Origin of the sequence: Klebsiella pneumoniae complex sp. WS1778, from assembly GCF_049472055.1 — a bacterium.
In the GTDB taxonomy this organism is placed as follows: domain Bacteria; phylum Pseudomonadota; class Gammaproteobacteria; order Enterobacterales; family Enterobacteriaceae; genus Klebsiella; species Klebsiella quasipneumoniae.
Window position 1 is genome coordinate 330,807 of record NZ_JBKGTJ010000002.1, and the last position, 18,770, is coordinate 349,576.

General features: G+C 55.9%; 16 protein-coding genes, 7 tRNA genes, 1 other RNA gene and 1 pseudogene. 1 reads left to right on the forward strand and 24 read right to left on the reverse strand.

Annotated features, from left to right (window positions below; all coding sequences use genetic code 11):
- Positions 1 to 18 precede the first annotated feature (18 nt).
- Complete coding sequence (gene nadA / locus ACLEXF_RS11520; RefSeq protein ID WP_017899604.1) at positions 19 to 1,062, reverse strand: quinolinate synthase NadA; 1,044 nt, start codon at positions 1,060 to 1,062, stop codon at positions 19 to 21.
- Positions 1,063 to 1,131: 69 nt separating this feature from the next.
- Here nadA and ACLEXF_RS11525 point away from each other — a divergent pair.
- A pseudogene (locus tag ACLEXF_RS11525) lies at positions 1,132 to 1,294 on the forward strand (hypothetical protein).
- Positions 1,295 to 1,353: 59 nt separating this feature from the next.
- Here the strand turns inward: ACLEXF_RS11525 and ACLEXF_RS11530 are convergent.
- The 23 genes from ACLEXF_RS11530 to sucA form a co-directional block, all read right to left on the reverse strand.
- Positions 1,354 to 1,475, reverse strand: a non-coding RNA gene (locus ACLEXF_RS11530) — RtT sRNA.
- A gap of 36 nt (positions 1,476 to 1,511) precedes the next feature.
- Positions 1,512 to 1,587: transfer RNA gene (locus tag ACLEXF_RS11535), tRNA-Lys, on the reverse strand.
- Between the two features lie 134 nt (positions 1,588 to 1,721).
- Positions 1,722 to 1,797: transfer RNA gene (locus ACLEXF_RS11540), tRNA-Lys, on the reverse strand.
- Between the two features lie 146 nt (positions 1,798 to 1,943).
- A tRNA-Lys gene (locus tag ACLEXF_RS11545) sits at positions 1,944 to 2,019 on the reverse strand.
- A gap of 3 nt (positions 2,020 to 2,022) precedes the next feature.
- Positions 2,023 to 2,098: transfer RNA gene (locus ACLEXF_RS11550), tRNA-Val, on the reverse strand.
- 52 nt (positions 2,099 to 2,150) lie between these two features.
- Positions 2,151 to 2,226 (reverse strand) — tRNA-Lys (locus tag ACLEXF_RS11555).
- Between the two features lie 2 nt (positions 2,227 to 2,228).
- Positions 2,229 to 2,304: transfer RNA gene (locus ACLEXF_RS11560), tRNA-Val, on the reverse strand.
- Between the two features lie 125 nt (positions 2,305 to 2,429).
- Positions 2,430 to 2,505: transfer RNA gene (locus ACLEXF_RS11565), tRNA-Lys, on the reverse strand.
- Positions 2,506 to 2,666: 161 nt separating this feature from the next.
- Positions 2,667 to 3,461 carry a cell division protein CpoB gene (cpoB, locus tag ACLEXF_RS11570; RefSeq protein WP_004886003.1) on the reverse strand — a complete coding sequence of 265 codons (795 nt, stop codon included), beginning with the start codon at positions 3,459 to 3,461 and terminating at the stop codon, positions 2,667 to 2,669.
- A gap of 9 nt (positions 3,462 to 3,470) precedes the next feature.
- Positions 3,471 to 3,995 (reverse strand): peptidoglycan-associated lipoprotein Pal, encoded by a 525-nt coding sequence (pal, locus tag ACLEXF_RS11575; protein WP_002895068.1) that lies wholly within the window; start codon positions 3,993 to 3,995, stop codon positions 3,471 to 3,473.
- A 34-nt stretch (positions 3,996 to 4,029) separates the two neighbouring features.
- Entirely contained in the window at positions 4,030 to 5,322 is a 1,293-nt protein-coding gene (gene tolB, locus ACLEXF_RS11580; protein ID WP_004885999.1) for a Tol-Pal system beta propeller repeat protein TolB, read from the reverse strand.
- Between the two features lie 132 nt (positions 5,323 to 5,454).
- Positions 5,455 to 6,795, reverse strand: a complete 1,341-nt coding sequence (gene tolA / locus ACLEXF_RS11585) for a cell envelope integrity protein TolA (RefSeq protein WP_099441834.1) — start codon at positions 6,793 to 6,795, stop codon at positions 5,455 to 5,457.
- A 99-nt stretch (positions 6,796 to 6,894) separates the two neighbouring features.
- Positions 6,895 to 7,323, reverse strand: coding sequence for a colicin uptake protein TolR (gene tolR / locus ACLEXF_RS11590; protein ID WP_002895061.1), 429 nt, complete (start codon positions 7,321 to 7,323; stop codon positions 6,895 to 6,897).
- A gap of 3 nt (positions 7,324 to 7,326) precedes the next feature.
- Complete coding sequence (gene tolQ / locus ACLEXF_RS11595; protein ID WP_004152221.1) at positions 7,327 to 8,019, reverse strand: Tol-Pal system protein TolQ; 693 nt, start codon at positions 8,017 to 8,019, stop codon at positions 7,327 to 7,329.
- A complete protein-coding gene (gene ybgC, locus ACLEXF_RS11600; protein WP_002895056.1) occupies positions 8,016 to 8,420 on the reverse strand; it encodes a tol-pal system-associated acyl-CoA thioesterase in 405 nt (134 codons plus the stop codon). Before ybgC ends, tolQ begins: the two co-directional genes overlap by 4 nt.
- Positions 8,421 to 8,569: 149 nt before the next feature.
- Positions 8,570 to 8,860 carry a cyd operon protein YbgE gene (gene ybgE, locus ACLEXF_RS11605; RefSeq protein ID WP_002895053.1) on the reverse strand — a complete coding sequence of 97 codons (291 nt, stop codon included), beginning with the start codon at positions 8,858 to 8,860 and terminating at the stop codon, positions 8,570 to 8,572.
- Positions 8,860 to 8,976: a cytochrome bd-I oxidase subunit CydX gene (gene cydX, locus ACLEXF_RS11610; RefSeq protein WP_002895051.1), complete on the reverse strand. Its 117-nt coding sequence runs from the start codon at positions 8,974 to 8,976 to the stop codon at positions 8,860 to 8,862. Before cydX ends, ybgE begins: the two co-directional genes overlap by 1 nt.
- Before the next feature lie 15 nt (positions 8,977 to 8,991).
- The gene (gene cydB / locus ACLEXF_RS11615; protein WP_004885993.1) at positions 8,992 to 10,131 is read right to left on the reverse strand and encodes a cytochrome d ubiquinol oxidase subunit II; all 1,140 of its coding nucleotides are present in this window, start codon (positions 10,129 to 10,131) and stop codon (positions 8,992 to 8,994) included.
- 15 nt (positions 10,132 to 10,146) lie between these two features.
- On the reverse strand, positions 10,147 to 11,715 hold the full coding sequence (cydA, locus tag ACLEXF_RS11620; protein ID WP_032455734.1) for a cytochrome ubiquinol oxidase subunit I: 1,569 nt from the start codon (positions 11,713 to 11,715) through the stop codon (positions 10,147 to 10,149).
- 828 nt (positions 11,716 to 12,543) lie between these two features.
- Positions 12,544 to 13,413, reverse strand: coding sequence for a succinate--CoA ligase subunit alpha (gene sucD, locus ACLEXF_RS11625; protein ID WP_004885990.1), 870 nt, complete (start codon positions 13,411 to 13,413; stop codon positions 12,544 to 12,546).
- Positions 13,413 to 14,579, reverse strand: a complete 1,167-nt coding sequence (sucC, locus tag ACLEXF_RS11630) for an ADP-forming succinate--CoA ligase subunit beta (RefSeq protein WP_002895039.1) — start codon at positions 14,577 to 14,579, stop codon at positions 13,413 to 13,415. Before sucC ends, sucD begins: the two co-directional genes overlap by 1 nt.
- A 103-nt stretch (positions 14,580 to 14,682) precedes the next feature.
- Complete coding sequence (gene odhB / locus ACLEXF_RS11635; protein WP_114505805.1) at positions 14,683 to 15,909, reverse strand: 2-oxoglutarate dehydrogenase complex dihydrolipoyllysine-residue succinyltransferase; 1,227 nt, start codon at positions 15,907 to 15,909, stop codon at positions 14,683 to 14,685.
- 14 nt (positions 15,910 to 15,923) lie between these two features.
- Positions 15,924 to 18,731: a 2-oxoglutarate dehydrogenase E1 component gene (gene sucA / locus ACLEXF_RS11640; protein ID WP_004147623.1), complete on the reverse strand. Its 2,808-nt coding sequence runs from the start codon at positions 18,729 to 18,731 to the stop codon at positions 15,924 to 15,926.
- Positions 18,732 to 18,770 lie beyond the last annotated feature (39 nt).

The following is an 18,770-nucleotide window of genomic DNA, read 5'->3' on the forward strand; positions in this document are numbered from 1 at the left end:
TTGCGACGCGACAATACGTTATCCCCGTAGTGTAGCCGCAAAATCCAGCATCCGGTTAAGGGGAATTAATGCGCCGGTCCGAAGCGCTTCGTCGACGTGGATTTCATGTTCAGCGCCGCCCTGCTCGAGCCCCTCGGCAATGGCTTTCAGGCCGTTCATCGCCATCCAAGGACAATGCGCGCAGCTGCGGCAGGTCGCCCCTTCACCAGCGGTGGGCGCTTCCAGCAGCGTTTTCTCCGGCACCGCCTGCTGCATTTTATAAAAGATACCGCGATCGGTCGCCACGATCAGCTGGCGCTGGGGCAGGCTTTTCGCCGCCGCGATCAGCTGACTGGTGGAACCTACGGCATCGGCCATCTCGACGATTGCCTGCGGCGACTCGGGATGGACCAGTACAGCAGCTTCAGGATAGAGGGCCTTCATACGCGTCAGTGCCTGGGTTTTAAACTCATCGTGCACGATGCACGCCCCCTGCCAGCAGATCACGTCTGCGCCGGTCTGACGCTGAACATAGCGGCCAAGATGGCGGTCCGGCGCCCAGAGGATCTTTTGACCAAGACTATCCAGATGGTCAATGAGTTCCACGGCGATGCTGGAGGTCACCACCCAGTCGGCGCGAGCCTTCACCGCGGCGGACGTATTGGCATAGACTACCACGGTGCGATCGGGATGGGCGTCGCAGAAGGCGTTGAATTCCTCAATCGGACAGCCCAGATCCAGCGAACACTCGGCGTTCAGGGTCGGCATCAGAATGGTCTTTTCCGGGCTAAGGATTTTGGCGGTTTCCCCCATAAAACGCACCCCGGCGACCAGCAGCGTGGAGGCCGAATGGCGGGCGCCAAAGCGCGCCATCTCCAGCGAGTCGGCTATACAGCCGCCGGTCTCTTCCGCCAGTTGTTGAATTTCAGGATCGGTGTAGTAATGCGCCACCATCACGGCATCGCGCTCGCGCAGCAGACGCTTGATTTTCTCGCGGTAAAACTGCTTTTCGTCGACGGTCAGCGGCTGCGGTTTCGGTGGGAAGGGATAAATCGCCGTTTCAGGATCAAACATTACGCTCATCATGCAATCTCGTTTTACTGGCTTAACTCTAAGACCGTCACTATGGCCTGTCTATGCCTTAACACGGTCATGGTGTTTTATATGCTAAACAAGATAGCGGATTACGAGCAAAAAGTCGTGATGAATTTTGTACATGAGCACCTATTCCCCGGGGACGATGCTACGCATCTTCCCGGGCTACCGGTTCGTGCCTTATGGCGTCACGGTAAGCGGCGGCAGGGGGTCATGCTGAAGTAGGATTGTGGAGAATGACGCATAGCAAAAAGGCGCCTTTAGGGCGCCTTTTTACATTGGTGGGTCGTGCAGGATGACTCGGCTTCGCCTCGCCCTTCGGGCCGTCGCCGCAAGCGGCTCCGTTGTCTCACTACGTGAGACCCGAACCTGCCGCAGGTTCGAATCGTTGAGTTCAACGCATAGCAAAAAGGCGCCTTTAGGGCGCCTTTTTACATTGGTGGGTCGTGCAGGATTCGAACCTGCGACCAATTGATTAAAAGTCAACTGCTCTACCAACTGAGCTAACGACCCCTTGCGGGATTTTGCTACTGTAATCATTCAGGATGGTGGGTCGTGCAGGATGACTCGGCTTCGCCTCGCCCTTCGGCGCCGTTGCTGACGCAACGTTATCCTTCACTTTTCTACCAGTTACCATCATTAAAGATTGGTGGGTCGTGCAGGATTCGAACCTGCGACCAATTGATTAAAAGTCAACTGCTCTACCAACTGAGCTAACGACCCGCTCTGGTACTACCTGAATAATTTCACTGGACACCAATATTAAAATTGGTGGGTCGTGCAGGATGACTCGGCTTCACCTCGCCCTACGGGCCGTTGCTGACGCAACGTTATCCTTCACGTTCAACATCTGAGTTAAATGCTGAAATTGGTGGGTCGTGCAGGATTCGAACCTGCGACCAATTGATTAAAAGTCAACTGCTCTACCAACTGAGCTAACGACCCGAGTGGTGGGTGATGACGGGATCGAACCGCCGACCCCCTCCTTGTAAGGGAGGTGCTCTCCCAGCTGAGCTAATCACCCGAAACTGCGCTGGATACTACTGATACTGCCTCCACCGACCCCATCATTATAATGGTGGGTCGTGCAGGATTCGAACCTGCGACCAATTGATTAAAAGTCAACTGCTCTACCAACTGAGCTAACGACCCGGTGGTGGGTGATGACGGGATCGAACCGCCGACCCCCTCCTTGTAAGGGAGGTGCTCTCCCAGCTGAGCTAATCACCCGATACTACGCTGGATACTGCTAATTGGTGGGTCGTGCAGGATGACTCGGCTTTGCCTCGCCCTATGGGCCGTTGCTGTCGCAACGTTATCCTTCACGTTTTACTATCGCGTTCCACCAGAACGATTGGTGGGTCGTGCAGGATTCGAACCTGCGACCAATTGATTAAAAGTCAACTGCTCTACCAACTGAGCTAACGACCCACTCTGGCGTCGCTTTGGGCTTGTTTGATATCCCTTGGCAACGGCGGCATATATTACTGATTTCAGAATTCAGCGCAACTAAAATTTCGATAAAGATCACTTAACTGCTGGCGATTCAGGCGACAAGACCAGAAATGATGCGATTTCTGGTCATGCCGTAATCAACCAAGGGCATTAAGTCGTTTTTGCGCTTGTTTCGCACCGTCGGTGCCGGGGAATTTGTTGATCACCTGCTGGTAAACCGCTTTCGCTTTCGCGGTATCACCTTTGTCCTGCATGATCACGCCGACCTTAAACATGGCGTCTGGCGCTTTTGGCGATTTCGGGTAGTTCTTCACCACCGAGGCGAAGTAAAACGCCGCATCGTCTTTTTTCCCCTTATTGTAGTTCAACTGTCCGAGCCAATAGTTGGCGTTCGGCTGATAAGTCGAATCCGGGTACTTTTTAACGAAGTTCTGGAACGCCGCCATGGCGTCATCCTGGCGTGAAGCATCCTTCACCAGGGCAATGGCCGCATTGTAATCGGTGTTCGCATCGCCGGTCATCGCCGGAGCGCCTGAAGAGGCCGCTGGCGCTGCGCTGGTAGCAGCCGCGCTCTGATCGCCGGAAGACGACGTCTGGGCGCCAGCCGCTGCTGCGCCACCCCCGCTCGTCAGCCCGTCAATCTGCAGCAGAATCTGCTTTTGACGCTCAACGATCTGATTCAGCTGATACTGGTTCTCCTGGATCTGACCACGGAGAGAATCAATGTCAGTCTGGTTATCAGAGAGTTGTTGCTGGAGTTGGGTTAAAAGCTGGCTGTGAGCATTGGAAATACGCTCAAGTTGAGTGACACGGTCTTCGACCGAGCCTGAGCCGACACTACTGATTGGCGCCTGAGCAAAAGCGGCCCAGGGGGCCGCTATGCCAACCAGTAACGACAGACTCAATAAATGATGTCTGAAGTTACTGCTCATGCAATTCTCTTAGTAAACCAGTACGGCGCGACGGTTTTTGGCATATGCCGCTTCGTCATGACCCAGTACTGCTGGTTTTTCTTTACCGTAAGAAACGATGGAGATCTGATCGGCAGAAACACCTTTGCCCTGCAGATACATCTTAACGGCGTTAGCACGACGCTCACCCAGCGCGATGTTGTATTCCGGCGTACCGCGCTCATCCGCGTGACCTTCTACAGTCACTTTGTAGGACGGGTTGCTGCGCAGGAAGTTAGCGTGCGCGTCCAGCATGGCAGCGAAGTCAGAACGGATATCGTACTTGTCCAGATCGAAGTAAACGATGTTGTTCTGCTGCAGCTGCTGCATCTGCAGACGAGCTTGCTCTTCAGAAGACATGTTGCCGCCGTTACCGTTAGCGTCCATACCAGTGCCGGCACCCAGCATGCCTTCACCGCTCTGGTCGTTGCTGGCGTTCTTGTTAGAAGAACATGCCGCGATTGCCATAACCGGCAGAGCGATCATCAGCCCTTTCAGCACTTTGTTCAGTTGCATTTCTTTGATTCCTTTAATAATCAATTATTTATTATCACAGATACGGCGACCAGGCAGGTGATTTTACCTGTCCATCAGTTGCCGGAAGACGCGCTTTGAAACGCCCATCTGTAGAAACCAGATTCAGCACGGATCCCATCCCCTGAGAAGAGCTGTAGATTACCATAGTGCCGTTAGGTGCCAGACTTGGCGTTTCGTCTAAAAACGTTGATGACAGAACCTGTACACCACCCGCTTCCAGATCTTGTTTGGCAATGTGCTGCTGGCCGCCGGCCGAGCTGACCATTACCATCGTTTTACCATCCGCGCTCACGTCAGCGTCCTGGTTCTGCGAGCCTTCCCAGGTGATACGCTGCGGCGTGCCGCCATTAATATTGACTTTATACACCTGCGGACGACCGGCCTGGTCAGAGGTGAAGGCCAGGTTCTGGCTGTCCGGGAACCAGCTTGGTTCGGTGTTGTTGCTGCGACCGTTGGTCACCTGACGAATCTGACCCGAGCCCAGATCCATCACGTACAGGTTCAGGCTACCGGTTTTCGACAGCGCGAAAGCCAGTTTAGAGCCATCCGGCGAGAACGCCGGCGCGCCGTTGTGCTGCGGGAAGGAGGCAATCTGACGCACTGCGCCGTTCGCCAGGGTCTGCACCACCAGCGCAGAACGACCGCTTTCGAAGGTTACGTAAGCCAGTTTTGAACCGTCCGGAGACCAGGCCGGGGACATCAGCGGCTGGGAGGAGCGGTGAACCACGAACTGGTTGTAGCCATCATAATCGGAGACACGCAGCTCATACGGGAACTGACCGCCGTTGGTCTGCACCACGTAGGCGATACGGGTACGGAAGGCGCCTTTAATACCAGTCAGCTTTTCAAATACCGCATCGCTGGCAGTGTGCGCTGCATAGCGCAGGTACTGCTTAGTGACTTTGAAAGAGCCTTGCGCCAGCGTTGTGCCCGGCGCACCGCCGGTATCCACCAGCTGATACGCGACCTGATAAGAACCATCCGGGTTTGACGTCACCTGACCGACGACCACGGCGTCAATACCCAGCGCAGACCAGGCTGCAGGCTGCACTTCCTGGGGACTGGTCGGCTGCTGCGGCAGACGCGAGCGATCCAGCGGGTTGAATTTACCGCTGTTGCGCAGGTCAGCTGCCACGATACCGCCAACATCTTCCGGCGCAGCGCCCTGGCCGGCCCACTGGAACGGTACCACCCCGATGGGGCGCGCCGAGTCCACCCCTTGGGTGATCTCGATACGTACTTCTGCGTGCAGCACCGCCGCCCACAGCATTAAAAAACCAAATGCTACTCGTAATGCCTGCTTCATCATATCTCCCTTATCCGGGCGGAAAGCCCACGATAATTTAGCAGAATGTTAACAAACTCAAATACACAAAACTACCAAAACCCATGACCGCCCTATTTTCTTTCCCCCCGCTAACGCGGGGAGAAAAAGCGCTTAAGGTTTGAAGTCCAGTGGCGCATTTTTGAACGTTTCATAAACAGCCTGCGACGGCGGTTTAGGGAATTTGCTCATCCGACTGGTAGCCGCCAGCATTTGCTGGCAGAAAGCCGGATCGCCGCCTTCCGATTTCACACTCAACAACGTTCCATCCTGAGCCAGGTTTACGCGCAACGTACATACTTTACCCTTGTACGTATCCCAGTCATAGAGATGTCCTTTAATCGCGGCCTGCACCTGCGAAATATAGCTGGCAATCTCCGCCTGAGATGCACCGCCCTGCCCCGGTTTACTTCCTTTAGCAGGTGAAGAGCCACCTGTGCTACCGCTGGTGCTACCTTTCGGCGCATTCTTACCAGAGCTCAGATCGCCGAGCAGGTCGTCAACGCCGTCCGCTTCTTTCGCTGCAGCCGCTTTCTTCGCTGCCGCGGCTTTTGCTGCTGCCGCTTTGGCCGCTTTATCAGCCGCCGCCTTCTCAGCAGCTGCCGCTTTGGCTGCCGCTGCTTTTTCAGCTGCGGCGGCTTTCTCGGCGGCGGCCTTCTCCGCGGCCGCTTTTTGCGCGGCCGCTTTCTCAGCTGCTTTTTCGGCGGCTTTTTCTGCAGCCGCTTTTTCAGCCGCTGCCTGTTTAGCCGCTTCCTGCTGGGCCTTCTTCTCCGCTTCCTGTTGCGCTTTCTTCGCCGCTGCCGCTTCTGCTTTCTTCTGCGCCTCTGCCGCGGCTTTCGCCGCTTCGGCTTCCGCCTGTTTCTTCGCCTCGGCCGCTGCTTTCGCGGCGGCGGCTTCGGCCTGTTTCTTCGCGTCAGCAGCCGCTTTCGCTGCCGCCAGTTCAGCCGCTTTCGCCTGGGCATCCGCCTTCGCTTTCGCCTCGGCGGCCGCTTTGGCCGCTGCTTCCTGCGCTTCTTTAGCCTGCGCATCCGCTTTGGCTTTCGCCGCCGCGGCAGCCTTGGCTGCGGCTTCCTCAGCCTGCTTCTGTTGTTCCTTCGCTTCTTTCGCCGCTTCCTGCGCCTGCAGCCGCTCCTGTTCGAGCTGTTTCAGCCGTTCCTGTTCCGCCGCCTGCTTCTCACGTAACTCTTCCGCCTGCTGCTGCGCCTGTTTTTCGCGCTGTTCAGCGGCGCGACGTGCGCTGGCCTGCTGCTGTTGCTGACGGTTATAGTTATTTACCACCGCCCCCGGATCGACCATGACGGCATCAATCGACGATCCCCCGCCGCCGCCGGCAGAGGCATCAAGATGCTCGTCAAACGAACTCCAGATCAGCAGCGCGATCAGTATGATGTGCAGCGCGACTGAAATGATGATCGCTCGTTTAAGCTTGTCGTTTTGTTCGGTTGCCTTTGACACTATCGGTTCCCAAAAACTGTTCGCCTGTACCCGCGATGCGCACCGACGGCGAGCGATACTCGCCGCCGAACGCCGCGCGGACGCACCTACCTGAAGCGATTAAATAGGTTTGGTCATCAAGCCGACCGATTTAACCCCTGCACTATGCAACAGGTTCAGCGCTTTAATAATTTCATCGTAAGGGACGTCTTTCGCACCGCCGATCAGGAATACCGTTTTCTCATTGGCTTCAAGACGACGCTTCGCTTCGGCAATCACCTGCTCCGGCGGCAGCTGGGACAGCGTCTCCTGCCCCACTTTCACGCTGTACTGCCCTACCCCGGAGACTTCCACAATCACCGGCGGATCGTCATTGCTTTTCACCGCTTGCGATTCCGTGGCGTCCGGCAGATCGACTTCCACGCTCTGCGTAATGATCGGCGCCGTTGCCATAAAGATCAGCAACAGCACCAGCAGGACATCCAGCAGCGGAACGATGTTGATCTCGGACTTCAGTTCGCGACGTCCGCGTCCACGTGCTCTGGCCATGGCTTACCCCTTATTGCTTTCGCTGGTGGTAAAAGCCTGACGGTGCAGAATGGCGGTGAACTCTTCCATAAAGTTGTCGTAATTCAGTTCAAGCTTGTTCACGCGCTGGTTCAGGCGGTTATACGCCATGACCGCAGGGATAGCAGCGAACAGACCGATCGCAGTGGCGATCAGCGCTTCGGCGATACCCGGCGCCACCATCTGCAGGGTGGCCTGCTTCACCGCGCCAAGAGCGATAAAGGCGTGCATGATCCCCCAAACGGTACCGAACAGACCGATATACGGGCTGATGGAGCCTACGGTGCCGAGGAACGGAATATGGGTCTCCAGCGTTTCCAGCTCGCGGTTCATCGAAATACGCATCGCGCGCGATGCCCCTTCGACGATCGCCTCCGGCGCATGGCTGTTGGCCCGATGCAAGCGCGCAAACTCTTTGAAGCCGCTGTAGAAGATCTGCTCCGAACCGGTCAGATTATCGCGACGCCCCTGGCTTTCCTGATACAAACGGGACAGTTCAATCCCGGACCAGAATTTGTCCTCGAACGCTTCAGCTTCGCGCGCGGCCGAGTTAAGGATACGCGTTCTCTGAATAATGATAGCCCAGGAAGCGATAGAAAAACCAATCAAAATCAACATGATAAGTTTAACCAGAAGGCTCGCCTTCAGGAACAAATCAAGGATATTCATGTCAGTCACTGCTTAAACTCCGCGACAATAGACTTGGGAAGCGCACGTGGCTTCATTAAGAGTGGATCAACGCACACAATGAGAACCTCAGCTTCGTTTAACACTGTATTCTCGGCGTTGACGATTCGCTGCGTGAAAACCAAAGAGGTGCCGCGCATCGAGGTAATTTCCGTCTGGACTTCGAGCATGTCGTCGAGTCTGGCGGGGGCAAAATACTCCAGCGTCATTTTGCGAACCACGAAGGCAACGCGTTCAGCCAACAGAACCTGTTGACTAAAGTGATGGTGGCGCAGCATCTCTGTGCGTGCTCTTTCATAAAAAGCGACGTAACTGGCGTGGTAAACCACACCACCGGCGTCGGTATCTTCGTAGTAGACCCGAACCGGCCATCGAAACAGCGTTGTATTCACTTTACATCCCGGTAATGCAAAAAAAGGTTAGAGCTTTCAAACTTCGCTACTATACGCGCGGGAAAGGTGGTTTGGAATGGGGGAAAGTAAACGGGGCGTAAATTTTTATGGGCTTATGCAAGCCCATAGCATTAACAGAGATCTCTTATTCAAAAGAAGAAAAAGAAGAGACCTAAAGCGAGCACGATATCAGCGATAAGCGGACAAAAAATCCCCTGCCAGTGAACGGCACGCGGGCGGAAGCCCACGCCGTGAATAACGCCGCTGCAAACTGCCCACATCAGCAAGAAACCATGCCAGATTTCCAGCTCGCTGGTCTTCGCGGCAAAGCGCGACGGATCCCAGAAGATGCAGCCTGCCAGCAGCAGCGCCATCAATAAGGAAAGCGCCCGGAGCGGGCGCTTGTCCATTATCGCGTACAGAGTAGCGATAAATTTCATCAGATTTCTTCTTTCTTCCCGGCTTTGGTGGCTTCCACGTGCTCAAGCGCCAGCGCGGTAATCACCCCAAAGGCACAGGCAAGAAGCGTTCCCAAAATCCATGCGAAGTACCACATATATAGCTCCTTACCTTAGTACAGCGAGTGGGTGTTCTTTTCGATGTCTTCGCGCGTGATGCGGCCAAACATTTTCCAGTAACACCAGCTGGTGTAGCCCAGAATGATCGGCACGAAGACAATCGCCACGTAGGTCATCAGATTCAGCGTCCGCTGGCTGGAGGTCGCGTCCCACATCGTCAGGCTGGCGTTCAGCATAGTGCTGGACGGCATGATGAACGGGAACATCGCAATACCGGCAGTCAGAATGATGCAGGCCAGGGTCAGCGAGGAGAACAGGAATGCCCAGGCGCCTTTATCCGCTTTGGTCGAAACGACGGTCAGCAGCGGCAGCACCACGCCCAGGGCAGGGATCGCCCACAGCGCTGGCATATTGTTAAAGTTCACCATCCACGCGCCAGCTTCACGCACCACTTCTTTGGTCAGCGGATTAGACGGGCCGGTATGGTCAATCACCGATTTCACCACATAGCCGTCGATACCGTAGTAGACCCACACGCCCGCCAGCGCGAAGCAGACCAGCGTCACCAGCGCCGCCACCGTGGAGACGGTGCGGGTGCGCAGGTGCAGTTCGCCTACGGTACGCATCTGCAGGTAGGTCGCGCCCTGGGTCAGGATCATCGCCACGCTGACGATACCGGCCAGCAGACCAAACGGGTTCAGCAGCTGGAAGAAATTACCGGTATAGAAGAGACGCAGGTATTCGTCGACATGGAACGGCACGCCCTGCAGCAGGTTGCCGAAGGCCACGCCAATCACCAGCGGCGGCACGAAGCTGCCGATGAAGATGCCCCAGTCCCACATGTTGCGCCAGCGGGTGTCCTCGATCTTGGAACGGTAGTCGAAACCGACCGGACGGAAGAACAACGAGGCCAGCACCAGAATCATCGCCACATAGAAACCGGAGAACGCCGCGGCGTAGACCATCGGCCAGGCAGCGAACAGCGCGCCGCCGGCGGTGATCAGCCACACCTGGTTACCGTCCCAGTGCGGGGCGATGGCGTTGATCATAATCCGACGCTCGGTGTCGTTACGGCCGAGGAAGCGGGTGAGCATGCCCACCCCCATGTCGAACCCGTCGGCGACGGCGAAGCCAATCAGCAGGATGCCAATCAGCAGCCACCAGATAAAACGCAATACTTCATAATCGATCATTTGACGACTCCTGTCTTAGCGTGCCGACTGAATAGCCGCAGAGGACTGTTCAAAGTGATAGCGGCCGGTTTTCAGGCTGCTAGGTCCTTTGCGGGCAAACTTGAACATCAGGAACAGTTCAGCCACCAGGAACAGCGTGTACAGGCCGCAGATCAGCAACATAGAGAAGATCAGATCGCCCGCGGTCAGCGACGAGTTGGCCACCGCCGTCGGCAGGACTTCACCAATCGCCCACGGCTGACGGCCGTATTCGGCAACAAACCAGCCTGACTCCACGGCAATCCACGGCAGCGGCAAGCCATAGAACGCGGCGCGCAGCAGCCATTTTTTCTCGCCGATACGGTTACGGATCACGCTCCAGAAGGAGGCGCCGATAATCAACAGCATCAGGATGCCGCACGCCACCATGATACGGAAGGCGAAGTACAGCGGTGCGACGCTTGGAATAGAGTCTTTGGTCGCTTTGGCGATCTGCTCTTCCGTGGCGTCAGCGACGTTCGGGGTATAGCGTTTCAGCAGCAGACCATAGCCAAGATCTTTCTTCACGTTATTGAACTGGTCGCGAACGGACTGGTCGGTGGAACCGGCGCGCAGTTGCTCCAGCAGCGCATAGGCCTTCATGCCGTTACGGATACGCTCTTCGTGCTGAACCATCAGATCCTTCAGACCGATAACCGGCTTATCCACCGAGCGGGTGGCAATGATGCCCAGCGCGTAAGGGATCTGGATGGCGAAGTGGTTGGTTTGCGCATTCTGATCGGGAATACCAAACAGGGTAAAGGCCGCCGGCGCAGGCTGGGTTTCCCACTCTGCTTCGATAGCCGCCAGTTTGGTTTTCTGCACGTCGCCCATTTCGTAACCAGATTCGTCACCCAGCACAATAACGGAGAGGATCGCTGCCATACCGAAGCTGGCTGCGATGGCAAAGGAGCGCTTAGCAAAGGCAAAGTCACGGCCTTTCAGCATGTACCAGGAGCTGATAGCCAGGATGAACATCGCACCGGTGACATAGCCCGACGCCACGGTGTGAACAAATTTCACCTGAGCAACCGGGTTGAGCACCAGTTCGGAGAAGCTAACCATCTCCATACGCATGGTTTCAAAGTTGAAGTCCGATGCGATAGGGTTCTGCATCCAACCGTTTGCGACGAGGATCCACAGCGCGGAGAGGTTGGAGCCCAGTGCGACCAGCCAGGTGACGGCCATGTGCTGAACTTTACCCAGACGATCCCAACCGAAGAAGAACAGACCTACAAAGGTGGATTCGAGGAAGAAGGCCATCAGACCTTCAATGGCCAGCGGCGCACCGAAGATATCCCCCACGTAGTGTGAGTAATACGACCAGTTAGTCCCGAACTGGAACTCCATGGTCAGACCGGTCGCCACACCCAGCGCGAAGTTGATACCAAACAACTTGCCCCAGAATTTGGTCATATCTTTATAAATCTGTTTGCCGGAAAGGACGTAGACCGTTTCCATAATGGCCAGCAGGAACGCCATACCGAGCGTCAGTGGCACAAACAGGAAGTGGTACATCGCGGTCAAGGCAAACTGTAAGCGCGACAGTTCGACTATATCTAACATCATGACTCCTTGCTCATCGCATGAAGACTCCGAAAATGAACCGAGAAGCTCTGGCTCATACGCATGCCCCAATACAAATTTTTATTTGTCGCCCGCCCGGAGCGGGTTTCAACCGAAAGTGAAACCACGCCAGGACAAGGTTACAAATACGTTAACGAAAAACCCAATTGATTCCCCAATATATTACGCCGCAATAACCTTACAATAAATATGTTTTTATTGTTCCAGTTTTACATTTTTCGACGGTGATCAATATATAGCGAAGATGGCCAGTTTAGGCCAATTTGACTTGAGACAATTTAACGTTTTTTGAAGGATTTTTCCAAGCATTAAGTATTGATATAAATCAATTTTTACTCTACGTGTTAATTATGTAGCCCAATAAAGAATATTGGTAAACTTAATGTTAATACTGTGTTTAAAGTATACTTTGATTGGTTACTAAAAAGGGAGAGATGAGAATCATAGGTAATATTATTTAACGCCGCAGGAAAAAAAAGAAAAAAAAGAGCCGATCCGATTAATGCTAGACCGCTCACAGTATTTTTTCCTGTTTTCTTATCCCCTCCCCCACTCTTTTTTTAGTGTCTGTTTTGCTTCCCTCCGGTACGGCCAGGGCATATTTTCCTTTCCGACAACCGCACGTCGAGAATATTTATGAAATAATTCTTAAAATCAATATGATAGATAAGGTTTTCGCCAAACGCGGGGTTTGCTGGCTCAGCGGCTTTCGGGAGAAGCGGATAACGGCCAAAAAAAAGGCCACCTGACGGTGGCCAACCATGTCGAAATCGGACAGATTTCTGCTTGCGGACAAGCAGAGAGGGTTTACTTGATGATCGCTTTCAGCGCTTCGCCGATATCGGCCAGGCTGCGAACGGTTTTCACACCGGCTGCTTCCAGGGCTGCGAATTTCTCATCAGCAGTACCTTTACCGCCAGCGATGATGGCGCCCGCATGGCCCATACGCTTGCCTTTCGGCGCGGTCACGCCCGCGATGTAGCCGACAACCGGCTTGGTCACGTGCTCTTTGATGTAGGCAGCCGCTTCTTCTTCCGCGCTGCCGCCGATCTCACCGATCATGACGATCGCTTCGGTCTGCGGGTCTTCCTGGAACAGCTTCAGGATATCGATGAAGTTAGAGCCCGGGATCGGGTCGCCGCCGATACCGACACAGGTAGACTGGCCGAAGCCGTAGTCGGTGGTCTGCTTAACCGCTTCATAGGTCAGGGTACCGGAACGGGAAACGATGCCCACTTTACCCGGCTTGTGAATGTGACCCGGCATGATGCCGATTTTGCATTCGCCCGGGGTGATCACGCCTGGGCAGTTCGGGCCGATCATGCGCACGCCCGCTTCGTCCAGTTTCACTTTCACAGTCAGCATATCCAGGGTCGGGATACCTTCGGTGATGGTGATGATAAGCTTAATGCCCGCGTCAATCGCTTCCAGAATGGAATCTTTGCAGAACGGCGCCGGAACGTAGATCACGGTCGCGGTAGCGCCGGTCGCTTCAACGGCTTCGCGCACGGTGTTGAACACCGGCAGGCCCAGGTGCGTGGTGCCGCCTTTGCCTGGCGTCACGCCGCCAACCATTTGCGTACCGTAAGCGATCGCTTGTTCAGAGTGGAAGGTCCCCTGGCTACCGGTGAAGCCCTGGCAGATAACCTTGGTATCTTTATTAATTAAAACTGACATTATTTCCCCTCCACTGCGGCAACAACCTGCTGTGCTGCGTCCGTCAGACTTTTCGCTGCAATAATATTCAGGCCGCTGTCAGCCAGTTTTTTCGCGCCCAGTTCGGCGTTGTTACCTTCCAGACGAACCACCACCGGAACGTTAACCCCAACTTCCGCTACCGCACCGATGATACCGTCAGCGATCAGGTCGCAGCGTACGATACCGCCGAAGATGTTAACCAGCACCGCTTTCACGTTGTCATCAGAGAGGATGATTTTGAACGCTTCGGTGACGCGCTCTTTGGTGGCGCCGCCGCCCACGTCGAGGAAGTTAGCCGGTTCGCCGCCGTGCAGTTTAACGATGTCCATGGTACCCATCGCCAGACCCGCGCCGTTAACCATGCAACCAATGTTGCCGTCCAGCGCGACGTAGTTCAGTTCCCACTGCGCCGCCTGCGCTTCACGCGGATCTTCCTGAGACTGGTCGCGCATTTCGCGCAGATCCGGCTGGCGGAACAGCGCGTTGCCGTCAGCGCCCAGTTTGCCGTCCAGGCAGATCAGGTCGCCCTGCTTGGTGATCACCAGCGGGTTAATTTCGATCAGCGCGAGGTCGCGCTCCAGGAAAATGGTCGCCAGGCCCATGAAAATCTTAGTGAACTGCTGAACCTGCTTACCTTCCAGGCCCAGTTTGAACGCCAGTTCACGGCCCTGGTAAGGCATCGGGCCAGCCAGCGGATCGATGGCGATCTTGTGGATCAGGTGCGGGGTCTCTTCCGCCACTTTTTCGATTTCCACGCCGCCTTCAGTAGAGGCCATGAACACCACGCGACGGGAACTACGGTCAACGACCGCGCCCAGGTACAGCTCTTTGTCAATATCGGTCGCCGCTTCAACCAGGATCTGGTTAACCGGCTGGCCGTTCGCATCTGTTTGATAGGTCACCAGACGTTTGCCCAGCCAGTGCTCGGCAAATGCGCGGATCTCTTCTTTGCTCTTCACCACTTTCACACCGCCCGCTTTGCCGCGGCCACCAGCGTGAACCTGACATTTCACTACCCACGGACCCGCGCCGATTTTTGAAGCGGCTTCTTCTGCTTCACGCGGAGTAGTACAGGCATAACCCACCGGCGCCGGTAAGCCATAGCGGGCAAAAAGTTGTTTTGCCTGATATTCATGTAAGTTCATGTGTTCAGTCCATCCTTCAGGGTGTAATTATCTTTAAACCTGTAGGCCTGATAACGGCGCTAACGCGTGTTATCCGGCCTACGGTAGGTAATACGCTTGCTGACTACACGTCCAGCAGCAGACGGGTCGGATCTTCCAGCAGCTCTTTAATCGCCACCAGGAAGCCTACCGACTCACGTCCGTCGATCAGACGGTGGTCGTAGGAGAGCGCCAGGTACATCATCGGCAGGATCTCTACCTTGCCATTCACCGCCATCGGACGGTCTTTAATGGCATGCATACCCAGGATGGCGCTCTGCGGTGGGTTGATGATCGGCGTGGACATCAGGGAGCCGAACACGCCGCCGTTGGTAATGGTGAAGTTACCGCCGGTCAGGTCATCTACGGTCAGCTTGCCGTCGCGGCCTTTCACTGCCAGCTCTTTAATATTCTTTTCGATATCCGCCATGCCCAGCAGGTCGACGTCACGCAGAACCGGGGTGACCAGGCCGCGCGGGGTGGATACGGCCATGCTGACGTCGAAGTAGTTGTGGTACACCACGTCGTCGCCATCGATGGAAGCGTTCACTTCCGGATAGCGTTTCAGCGCTTCCACTACCGCTTTCACGTAGAAGGACATAAAGCCCAGACGGATGCCGTGACGTTTTTCGAACGCCTCACCGTACTGCTTACGCAGATCCATGATGGGCTTCATGTTGACTTCGTTGAACGTGGTCAGCATGGCGGTGGAGTTTTTCGCTTCCAGCAGACGCTCGGCCACGCGTTTACGCAGGCGGGTCATCGGGACGCGTTTTTCAGAACGATTGCCCAGCTGCGGCGCCGGCGCGGCTGCCGCGGCGGAGGCTGGCGCTTTGGCTTCTGCCGGCGCCGGGGCTTTCGCCAGATGTTTCTCAACGTCTTCGCGGGTCAGACGGCCGCCGACGCCAGTGCCTTTGATGGCCGCTGGGTCAAGGTTGTGTTCAGCCAGCAGACGACGGATCGCCGGGCTCAGCGCGTCGTTGTTCTGCTCTTCCAGAGAGGCCTGCTGACGCTGCGCCGGAGTGGACGCTTTCGCATCGGCTTTTTCGCTGCTTTCTTTACCTGCGCTGTTACCTTCGCGCAGGCGGCCAAGGATCTGGCGAGACAGGACGGTAGCGCCCTCGTCTTCCAGCACTGCATCCAGAATGCCGTCCGCTGATGCCGGTACTTCCAGTACCACTTTGTCAGTTTCGATTTCGACCAGGACTTCGTCACGGACGACCGCGTCGCCCGGTTTTTTGTGCCAGGTGGCGACGGTTGCGTCAGCTACGGACTCAGGCAGGTCGGGAACCAGAATATCTACGCTACTCATTGTGTATCCTTTAATTAATCGACGTTCAGCGCGTCATTGACCAGATCTTGTTGCTGTTTCTGGTGAACGGACATATACCCTACCGCCGGAGAGGCGGAGGCCGGGCGGCCTGCATAACGCAGAGAGGCCCCAAACGGAATCACTTCACGGAAGTGATGCTGGCTGCAGTACCATGCGCCCTGGTTGAGCGGCTCTTCCTGGCACCAGACAAAATCATGCACGTGCGCATACGCTTTCAGCGCTTCCTGCACCGCCTGATGCGGGAACGGATAGAGCTGCTCGATACGAACGATAGCGACATCTTTTTGCTCGTTTTTGCGGCGCTGTTCCAGCAGGTCGTAGTAAACCTTACCAGAGCACAGCACAACGCGCTTCACAGCCTGCGGATCAAGTTGATCGATTTCACCGATGGCCGGCAGGAAAGTGCCGTTCGCCAGCTCATCCATGCTGGAGACTGCCAGCGGATGACGCAGCAGCGACTTCGGCGACATCACCACCAGCGGACGACGCATACCGCGCAGCGCCTGACGACGCAGCATGTGGTACACCTGCGCCGGTGTGGACGGTACGCAGACCTGCATGTTCTGCTCAGCGCACAGCTGCAGATAACGCTCCAGACGCGCGGAGGAGTGCTCCGGACCCTGGCCTTCATAGCCGTGCGGCAGGAGCATCACCAGGCCGCACATCCGGCCCCACTTCTGCTCACCGGAGGAGATGAACTGGTCGATCACCACCTGCGCGCCGTTGGCGAAGTCGCCAAACTGCGCTTCCCAGATGGTCAGGGTGCGCGGCTCAGCGGTGGCGTAACCATATTCAAACGCCAGTACGGCTTCTTCAGACAGCACCGAGTCCCAAACGCGGAACTGGCCCTGACCGTTATGGACATGCTGCAGCGGGGTGTAAGTTGAACCATTGGTCTGGTTATGGATCACCGCATGACGATGGAAGAAGGTGCCTCGACCGGAGTCTTCCCCGGACAGACGCACCGGAATACCTTCGTCAACCAGCGTGGCGTAGGCCAGGTTTTCGGCGCCGCCCCAGTCGAACAGCTTCTCACCTGCCGCCATCGCCTGGCGGTCGGCGTAAATTTTCGCTACGCGGGACTGCATTTCGATACCTTCCGGCACCGTGCTGATGCGTTTCGCCAGCTCCTGCAGACGCTTCGGCTCCACTTTATCCGGATAGCTCTCGTCCCACTCATGATTGAGGTACGGCGACCAGGTAAAGGAGTGCATGTTCATCGGACGCCATTCCTGCACCACGCATTCGCCGGCATCCAGCGCATCGCGGTAGAGGTTAACCTGCTCGGTCGCGTCTTCCAGAGTCGCCACCTTCTCCTGCTCCAGCTTGTCAGCATAGATTTTGCGCGGGGTCGGGTGCTTTTTGATCTTCTGATACATCAGCGGCTGAGTTGCGCTCGGCTCATCGGCTTCGTTATGGCCGTGACGGCGGTAGCACACCAGATCGATGAAAACATCGCGTTTGAAGGTATTGCGGAAATCCAGCGCCAGACGAGTGACGAACGCGACCGCTTCCGGATCGTCGGCATTGACGTGGAAAATCGGCGCCTGCACCATTTTACCGATGTCGGTGCAGTACGGGGTCGAACGCGCATCCAGCGGGTTAGAGGTCGTGAAGCCCACCTGGTTGTTGATAACGATGCGCACGGTACCGCCCACTTCGTAACCGCGGGCTTTCGACATGTTCAGGGTTTCCTGAACCACGCCCTGACCGGTGACGGCGGCGTCGCCGTGGATAGTGATCGGCAGAACCTTGTTGCTGCTCGGCTCGTCCAGACGATCCAGACGGGCGCGTACGGAACCGATAACCACCGGGCTGACGATCTCGAGGTGCGACGGGTTAAACGCCAGCGCCAGGTGCACCAGACCGCCTTCGGTTTCCATATCGGATGAGAAGCCCATGTGGTACTTCACATCGCCGGTACCGAGATGTTCTTTATGTTTGCCGGCGAACTCGTCGAACAGATCCTGCGGTTTTTTACCCAGCACGTTGACCAGCACGTTGAGACGACCGCGGTGCGCCATGCCCAGCACCACTTCGCGGGTGCCGCTCTTGCCCGCATGGCGGATCATCTCTTTGAGCATCGGGATCAAGGCATCGCCACCCTCCAGCGAGAAGCGTTTCGCCCCCGGGAATTTGGCGCCAAGGTAGCGCTCCAGGCCTTCCGCGGCGGTCAGTTCGCTGAGGAAGCGTTTTTTCTCTTCCGCGGTAAAGCTCGCTTTGCCAGCTACCGATTCAATGCGCTGCTGGATCCAGCGTTTTTCTTCGGTAGAGGTGATATGCATGTATTCCGCGCCGATGGAGCCGCAGTAGGTTTGCTTGAGGGCAGCAATCAGCTCGCCCAGCTTCATCGTATCTTTACCGATGGCAAATGAACCTACGTTATAGCTTTCCTGGAAATCGGCCTCGGTCAGATCGTGGTAGGCCGGATCGAGATCCGCCACTCTCTCTTGCTTCCACAGCCCCAGCGGATCGAGATTCGCATGCTGGTGGCCACGGAAACGGTATGCGTTGATGAGCTGCAGGACTTTAACCTGCTTCACATTGGTGTCTGGGTCGGAAATCGAAGAAGTGTAACGTGAGGCATCCTTCGCCAGTCGACGGAAATAATCACGCGTTTTGGAATGAAATTGATCCGGTTTAACTCCGGTGCCAGGTAACTGCTGGAACATTGAACGCCAGTTGGCGTCAACAGAGTCAGGATCGGTTAAGAAGTCTTCATAGAGCTGTTCTATCCAGCTCTGGTTCGAACCAGAGAGGTAAGAAGAGTCCAGCCAGGCTTTCATTGCGCCGTTCTGCATCGTGATCCCTTAAGCATTCATATGCTTATTTCGCCGTAG